The sequence below is a fragment of the Candidatus Poribacteria bacterium genome, from assembly GCA_026706025.1.
In the GTDB taxonomy this organism is placed as follows: Bacteria; Poribacteria; WGA-4E; order WGA-4E; family WGA-3G; genus WGA-3G.
On record JAPOZO010000093.1, the window covers coordinates 101,561 to 109,285 of the forward strand.

Here is a 7,725-nt window from a genome sequence, read left to right on the forward strand (position 1 = left end):
CAGAGAAATCACAGTTCAGAACGCAACAATGGCAGGCGTGTGTCCGTTTAAAGAAAATATTTTCTGTGTCATTTTTTTAATCTTTTGCCTCTAACAACCTACGCATTGCCGCTTGAAATAGAGCTTTACCTTGGTTTCCAAACGGTCCTGGATTGGATAGGTTTTCTGGGAATTCCGAGAACAACTTCGCTTCACTGACTTCGTTAAGGTCCAACGGACTCCCTAATTCTTTGATCTCCCCTAAATAGACAACCCCCCAATATTCGAGGTTGTACATGAAGCAGTGGATGTAGCAGAGAACTTCCAGATTTTCCAGCGTCGCACCCGTCTCTTCCAAGAGTTCACGGTGTGCGGTTTCTTCTGCTGTTTCCGCGGGTTCGGTACGTCCACCGGGTATCACCCAGAAGTTATTGTCGCGCCATTTGCAGAAGAGTATTTGGTTTTGTTGATATGCAACGCAGTTGACAAATTCAATTTTTCCTACATCTTCTGGTGGATCGCCAAAGTGGAGAAACATGTGTCCGTCTTGTTCTTCAATCTTTTGGATCAATGTGTGCGCTCCTAATGGTTCGGTTCTTTTTTTCTTGGGGATTAAGGTTAAATTAATTCGGTAATTTTTTGACGAAGCCCAGAGCGGTTAGGAAACCGCTCCTACCGCCTGAGGATTACCAATTTCTATTTTACTGTTTTTCCCAGATTTGTACGTTATGTCCCGGCAAATCGAAAGGGTATTCGCCGTACGCAAGGGTTGGTAACCCATTATCATCAACCGTGACGACAACATAGAGTCGATGCGGAGAGACACTTGTGTCCACGCGTTCAAGGAACTGCCACTGGTCACCACTGGCGGTCGTTACCCGTATCTTTGTCCAGAGGATACCTTCTCCATCTGTGTATGTGCCATCCGATATTTGGATGCTATGCGGATCATCTGGCGGTAAGGTGAAACTTTCGCCGATTGTAGAGGTTGAGTTTAAATGCGTGTGCGATACAAGCACCCATGTCCCCGGGACAGGTACCTCAACGCTGTTCTGATCGACGACCCAAACATGGTCGCGTACGGGAACATCTGTTTCAGAAATCTCGGATTCTATTATTTCGTGAACACGCTCGCAAGCGGAAAGTCCAATAACAAATGCCGTAATCGTCAATATGAATGTGAGTTTTGTGATGTGTCTGTTTTTGATGTTCATGGTGGATTCCTTTAGAAAAAATTGGATTAGAAAATCAAACGCTTGTATAGACCGCGGAAAAATCGCTGTTTAAGACTTAGGAGTTGTAAAAATCGTAGAATGTCTCAATAGAACATTCGGGGCGTAGCACTTGGTACGGAAAGCATTGGAGGCAGCCTTCAACAGTTTTCTGCGCTTTGAGACACGCCAAAAATTGTGCAGCGGCGGGTTGCCGAACGGATCCGTGTCGGGCAACAAATTGACCCCACAACGCCCAGAATGTGGTTTCATAACCGACCGGTTTCGCTGTTTTGATATAGTCCGGTGGGAAGAGTCTCAGGTAGGCTGGGATGTTATAGAGCCACGAACCACCGCGCACCGTTTCTACATCGGGATGGCTGGCTTGGATGTATTCAAACATCACTGACAACTCCGACTTTCGGAGTGCCATTCTTTCCTTGCTCAATGCACCATGTTCAGAAGTCTCACGATTTTCAAAGTGGAGCCGGAGTTTTTTTGTGCCGCGCCATGGGTAGACATAGGAGAAACACCCAAAAAATCGCCTTTCATCAGAAGCATCTGGCTCCGCAGTTGTGCGTTGAAGATAGAAGGTATATGTCCAATCTTCGGAGTTATCGGACGCGCAAAGACCTTCGATGAATTCATCCCAGAGTGGATTCGGAAGGTCATGAGAGACTCGCAAGTTGAACAAGGTTCGCAATATTGTATAGTCGATGAGTACGTCTGCCAGTGCTTGATTGGAGACTTCGGCGATTTTCTGAGCGAATCTAACTTGCATGACCAAGAATTCCTTTGCGTATTGTATCAACGGATTCTCCTATATTGTTCCTGATCGACATCTCAACCGACTGTTCCATCCTTTCGCTGATGGAGGATCACACGATTGCCATCAGGGTCTTCAATAATCGCCCAAAAACATACAGCGGATTCACCCAAAGGCGAATGGGCATGAATTCCGGCTTGTTCTAATTCTTCTAAGGCAGCTTTCACGTCCTTGACAGCAAGCGCGACCGTTCCCCCACCGGGCTGTATAAAATCGTAACCCTGTCCTAATACGAGTGTGCCCGGATTTATCTCAAATTCTGCCCATGTGCCTCCATGTACCAAACACGCCAGTGGCATCCCAAGTAGATCACGATAAAAGGTGAGCGATTTCTGCATATCGCTCACCGCAAAGAAAGTAAAGTCGATTCCGAGTACATTCATGGTTACTATCTCCGCAACATCAACCCAAATGTTGCGCTAAGCAGCAAGGATTTGGATCGGATACTCAAGGAGATGGGACAGAGCGTACTCGTCGGACGGTGGCTGGTACTCACCATCGTATTCGGGGGCTGTCCAGAAAGTCTGCCAATCCGTGGCTTGATCCCGCCCGATGTAAAGCGTCTTTCCAATAACTGCCCACGCTGTTCCATCGGATGTGAAAGTAATACAGCCCGTGCTAATCCGATCGGTGGATTCTGTGAGTTGATCGTTGAGTTGTGTCCACGTTGAGCCGCCGTTCTCCGAACGACAGAGCCAAGCCCCACCACCTCTCGGTCCGTTTTGAACTGTGGCGATCAGTAGGTCTGGGTTTGCTGGATGTACAGCGATAGCGGTGCCGTAGCGACGCGGTAAACCTTCGATCCGATTTGCCCACGAGTTCCCGCGGTCTCTACTGACATAAACACCGTTTTGCGTGTTCGCATAAACTCGATTATCGTCTGCAGGACACGTAGCGACCTGATGGACATCTTTATGAAGTTCCGGCGTGACGGGTTCCCAAGAAATCCCTTCATCGTTGGAACGCATGATACTTCCGACATGGATATCTGCGTAACAAAAACCGTCTTGGGTTTTGGCAAGCGTCCGTACGGCGGGTGGGCCGCCCCACGGCGTGTACCAATCTTTTCGACATTCTAATTCATCAAAGGCGACGACCCGTTCAGCGGGTCCCTCTTCTCCAACGAGGCGATAGACATAAGCCCCCTCATCCGTTCCAATGAGCAGCGTCAACGGATCCTCACGCACAACGAGCAACGAAGCGATTGGGTCCTCTATACCTGTTGGAATTCGTTTTTCACCACCTTCCGATAAAATCAGTAGCGTTCCATCCGACAAGGCGGACACCAAGGCTTGACCGTTTGAGAGTGAAACCATTGCGCCATGGGGAGCCATTTGATGATCTGTGCCTTTATAGACTACGGTGGGTTCACTATTTCCATCGTCTCCAACGGTATAGATAGCATTGTAAGTGGCAATAAACATGATGTTCCCTCCTTTTAATGGTTCTCCTATATTAACCCAAGTCGCTACGGACAAAATTTAGGCAACGAGGCTGATTATCCATGGCATTTCATAGCGTCCATTGTTAGTTTGCGGATGCAAAAGCACAGACTAACAGTCTATGCTACAAAGATGGCAACTTGCGTTATATTATAACTGGTGTGTCAATCGAATTTATCGACAAGGCGATAGTATTTCCATAGGTCGCCAGATTTATACGTTTCAACTTTGTCTGGTGTTATCTCATCCTCGGTTACAGCAATCTGCCAGGGATCAATGTAGATTTTCTTGTCGTCTGAAATTTTTGTGAGGTTTACAAAATAGATATAAATCGCCTCATCTGGCGCAAACTGATCGGGATTGTCAAAGGAGATGAGCCGTTTTGTCATATCTATATTAGAAGTTCCGGGTGGACGTGCAGCGGAAGCCAATGCGAAGAGAAAGTCCGGCGTGAGATAGATTGCTTCCAAGGCTTCTTCGGGCGGTCTTCCGGGTGGTGCGTGCGCCTTCCGTTTTTTCAGTTTGGAAAACGACTGCTTACTTCCGTGATATAAATACATTTTTATCTCCATGCGTCTGCTGGATATCTTACTGAAGTGTTAGGTTTGCTATGTGGGATATTATACTTTAACCGTATCACTTTGTCCACCTTTTCTGTAGAGACTTTCCATTAAAAGATTGTCACAGCGTATATAAGTTGCTATAATAATCATGTCTGGCGGAGGTGCTTTTTTGTGTTTTGTGTGATATAAACACTTTATCTGGAGATGCTTTGGCGATTGAGATAGAATGTCTCTTTCTTCGCACGAATACGTGAGAAAAAATGAATAAAAGACAAGCCCTTTTAGGTTTTATGCTCATTGTGATGGTAACACAGCGATGGGCTCTGTTTGCACAAGAGATTTCCCCGGTGTTCGAGCCAATCCACCCGTATCTGGCGACCCCTGCCCCCGGTCATATTTATGAAATTCCTGTCGTCATCATGAGGTTTTTACCGACGGCAGATGGAAAAAATTTAGATGTCTCCATGGCAGCGGATTATCGGAGCCTCGGTGAGATTTCCTTGGAGGCACTGAAGGAAAGAATTGATGTTTTTGACAAGCGCATTAAGTTTATGCTCGAGGAAGGCAGTCGATTTAGAGGCTATAAAACGCCTTCGGCCGCGCCATCGATAGGTTATCGGGTGGTAGCATATATTACGGTTTATGAACAAACACCTCGCGGTCCTGTTATTGGAGAGGTAAATGGATTCCCTATCTATGCGCCTGATTTTTATCAGATATTCGAGAGATTCGATATGGCACATTATGTCAACAGCTTAGGTGTCAAAGAGATTTGGGTATGGATGGGCGGAGTTTCGCCTGATTTTCCGAGTTATGATCCAAGGCTCCATAAGCCTGAAAATTTCAGAAATTGGTGGGAATCCAACATGTCAAGTCCTCTGACTGGTGACATTTCCAACAGCAACCGGGATAACACTGATTTACCTGTGTATAATTCAACCTATACGGTTTATGGACAAAATTTCAGGCGGACCCAAGCGGAAGCCGTTCATAACCATGGACATCAATTGGAAGCGATATTGAGCCATGTCAATCATTTACAGCACGGTAATACAAACCTTTTTTGGAAAAAATTTGTCGGTCAAGACGAAAATGAAGATTTCATCACAGGGCGTGTGGGCTGGACACACATGCCCCCGAATACAACCAAACACTACGATACCCAAAGCTCCGCACATGTCGAGAGTGATATTGAAGATTGGACCCCTGATAATAACGGTTCAAAGAAAGTGGTTAATGTTGATACTTGGGGAAATTTGACCTATCAGTGGCCCGACGCGAACCTTGCTAAGATTCCGCAACGTGTGGAGTCACAATGGTATATCTACTGGATGCAGAATATGCCCGGGCATGGAAATCAGATTCGATACGGAGAGAAAACCATGACAAATTGGTGGGTGTTCACCGGGGATTGGGATATGGCTATTTCGTCCAAACTGGGGCTTACCTCCAAGTAATGCGTGAGCCGTGTCAACCGCTTTCATAACTATAAGAAACGATAACTATTGGCGCGGAAGATTGCAAGCCAGAAGCGAAAAATAACACTTATCTGGTTACTACGATTTTAGACATGTAGCATTTTCGTGAATGTATCGTAACTCGAAAAGTCTTCAACCCAATATTTGCACTTTCCCTTTAGGCGCGCGCCGACACCTATGAAGTGCCATCCGAGTTCTTGGGTCGCCTGCATATCCCATTCAGCATCGCCTATGTATACGACACGTTGGAAGCAAAGCCCTAACTGCAATAGGCACTTCTTCATAATCGTTACGCGCTCATCACCATCGTCACTGGAAGTTAAGACTATATTCTTCCAGTCAAATCCTACATGTTGGAGTTTCATTTCGGCAGTATGTCGCCAACCGCCTGTCGCGCATCCGACTTCATAGCCATCTACAGTGGTAAGTTTATTAATCAGATGAATAGCTCCTTCTTTTGGGAGGCATTTGCCACCGTTTTGAAGGTACTGCCGAATCAATTCGCCGAATTTTGTGCGAACTTCCTCAACTTGTCCTTTTTCCTGAATGTTATTCTCCTCCATGATTTGTCGCAAACTACCTGTGTCGGTGACGTTTTTGTATTTGCTCCAATCACTATGGATATAAACTTCACCCAGGACTTCTCTTATCGCGGAAATGTAACAGGCATCATCGAAACCGAAGTTTTCGACCAGTGTGCCATCAATGTCAAATATCGTAGCGATCATTTGTTACTTTTCCCTGTTTTTTCGGTTGTTATGTTCAGGAAGGTCCCTCTCTGTGCGTGGGTATAGTTCACCTTCTATCCGTGTAACATCGCTGCGTTCAAGTGCTCGTTTTCTCGGCGTATTTCAGTGAAACGTTTGGGGGTCAGTTACTCGTCTCCGGTGGAATTCACGAGCAGTTTTCGTTCATTCAAGGGTTGTACCGGCCGGTTGTTATCATGGATAATCGCTTTGAATGCTTCGATTTGCGATTCAGACATCTCAATCGGCGTTGTCAGCACAATCCATTTAACCCCTTCTGAACAAGGCGGGGTCGTCAACGAACCGTCATAACGATAGTAGTTCCAAAAACGCGAGGGGGCTTCGTCGGTTATCTGGTCATTTGGTGAAAACATAAAACGAGGATCGACGATCAAGCTGCCATCCTCAGTGACATTCTCAATACGTTGCGTTTCACCTGGAACGGCGGGTAGATGGGACCAGATAGGGTCAAATACGCCTTTGTGACGACCGCTCTCAATTAGCAATCCAACGACTGCCAACGCGCCATCTTCACTTTTATGAACGAAGTGAGCCTCCATTTCAAAGGGTTTACCTACCACCGTATGTTCGCTCGGTGCATGGAAATGGAATTGGAGCAACTGATACCGCGTGCCATCAACCTCGATCCAGCTCCCTTCCGGGCATGCGATTTCAATTGTATGACCCGTGTTGCGGATGTTCATGCTTGTTAGGTGGTAGTCGTAGGGAATAGGTGGTAGTTCAGCTGGCGTGGGGTTCACAAGATCAATTGGCGATTGGTGCCTCCCCTCAGCACACAAGAAGTATTCCGGGCTGAGCTGCGCCCAAACATCCGGTCCGTTTTCTGCTTCGTAGCCCCATTCTATCTTCTCAGTGTCGGATGGGACATTCCGTGTCTTTCCACAACCTGTTATACACATAAGTACACACATAATAATAATCAATGAATTTGCAATATGATACCAACTACGTCCTAAAATCAACTTCGCATAGTTATCCATAATTGTCTGTATCCTCTAACGCAATTTGACAATCAAATTTACTCTTTTGTGGCATCGCGCACGACTATCCCAAGTCCTATAAGAAACACCACAAACGCGGAAATTGGAATCCATTCCATCACAATTCCTCCAATTTATTAATCTTTCGACGTGCAACGCGATTACCCCAAACAATTATGAATGTAACCAGAAACGCCCCGATTAGACCGATTAGAAGAAGAAATAACCTGACACTTCCGTAATTCTGAACCAGCCAAGCAATGAGGGAAATATCAGTAGCAAGCAAAACAGCAAAGACCACTTTCAACCAGCCAATTTCTTCCTTCACCTTATCAATATGAGCCATAAATTAACGTCTCCATGTAGTATACCGTCAAACGCAGTCGTCGTGCCATAAAAAATCATCTAATCTTCGGGCAGGAGACCCATCCTTTAGGTTTGGGAGGAATGCCCGCTCCTGTAGTTAAAGTTAAGGCGTC

The 7,725-nt window shown here is 46.1% G+C and carries 10 protein-coding genes; 1 reads left to right on the forward strand and 9 read right to left on the reverse strand.

The genetic code is table 11. The features are described 5' to 3' along the window. Positions 1-76: 76 nt before the first annotated feature. The 6 genes from OXH00_24210 to OXH00_24235 form a co-directional block, all read right to left on the reverse strand. Positions 77-550: an NUDIX hydrolase gene (locus tag OXH00_24210; GenBank protein MCY3744128.1), complete on the reverse strand. Its 474-nt coding sequence runs from the start codon at positions 548-550 to the stop codon at positions 77-79. 130 nt (positions 551-680) lie between these two features. Further along, on the reverse strand, positions 681-1,193 hold the full coding sequence (locus OXH00_24215) for a hypothetical protein (protein ID MCY3744129.1): 513 nt from the start codon (positions 1,191-1,193) through the stop codon (positions 681-683). 76 nt (positions 1,194-1,269) lie between these two features. After that, entirely contained in the window at positions 1,270-2,001 is a 732-nt protein-coding gene (locus OXH00_24220; GenBank protein ID MCY3744130.1) for a hypothetical protein, read from the reverse strand. A 32-nt stretch (positions 2,002-2,033) separates the two neighbouring features. After that, the gene (locus OXH00_24225) at positions 2,034-2,399 is read right to left on the reverse strand and encodes a VOC family protein (GenBank protein MCY3744131.1); all 366 of its coding nucleotides are present in this window, start codon (positions 2,397-2,399) and stop codon (positions 2,034-2,036) included. 36 nt (positions 2,400-2,435) lie between these two features. Next, entirely contained in the window at positions 2,436-3,440 is a 1,005-nt protein-coding gene (locus OXH00_24230; protein ID MCY3744132.1) for a hypothetical protein, read from the reverse strand. Between the two features lie 182 nt (positions 3,441-3,622). Next, positions 3,623-4,018: a hypothetical protein gene (locus OXH00_24235; GenBank protein MCY3744133.1), complete on the reverse strand. Its 396-nt coding sequence runs from the start codon at positions 4,016-4,018 to the stop codon at positions 3,623-3,625. A gap of 263 nt (positions 4,019-4,281) precedes the next feature. Between OXH00_24235 and OXH00_24240 the strand changes: the two genes are divergently transcribed. Continuing rightward, positions 4,282-5,478: a hypothetical protein gene (locus OXH00_24240; protein ID MCY3744134.1), complete on the forward strand. Its 1,197-nt coding sequence runs from the start codon at positions 4,282-4,284 to the stop codon at positions 5,476-5,478. Positions 5,479-5,585: 107 nt separating this feature from the next. Here the strand turns inward: OXH00_24240 and OXH00_24245 are convergent, their stop codons facing one another. From OXH00_24245 to OXH00_24255, 3 genes are all read right to left on the reverse strand, one after another. Further along, the gene (locus OXH00_24245; GenBank protein MCY3744135.1) at positions 5,586-6,227 is read right to left on the reverse strand and encodes an HAD family hydrolase; all 642 of its coding nucleotides are present in this window, start codon (positions 6,225-6,227) and stop codon (positions 5,586-5,588) included. 146 nt (positions 6,228-6,373) lie between these two features. Then, a complete protein-coding gene (locus tag OXH00_24250; GenBank protein ID MCY3744136.1) occupies positions 6,374-7,246 on the reverse strand; it encodes a carbonic anhydrase family protein in 873 nt (290 codons plus the stop codon). A gap of 118 nt (positions 7,247-7,364) precedes the next feature. After that, positions 7,365-7,592, reverse strand: coding sequence for a hypothetical protein (locus tag OXH00_24255; GenBank protein ID MCY3744137.1), 228 nt, complete (start codon positions 7,590-7,592; stop codon positions 7,365-7,367). Between the last annotated feature and the right edge of the window lie 133 nt (positions 7,593-7,725).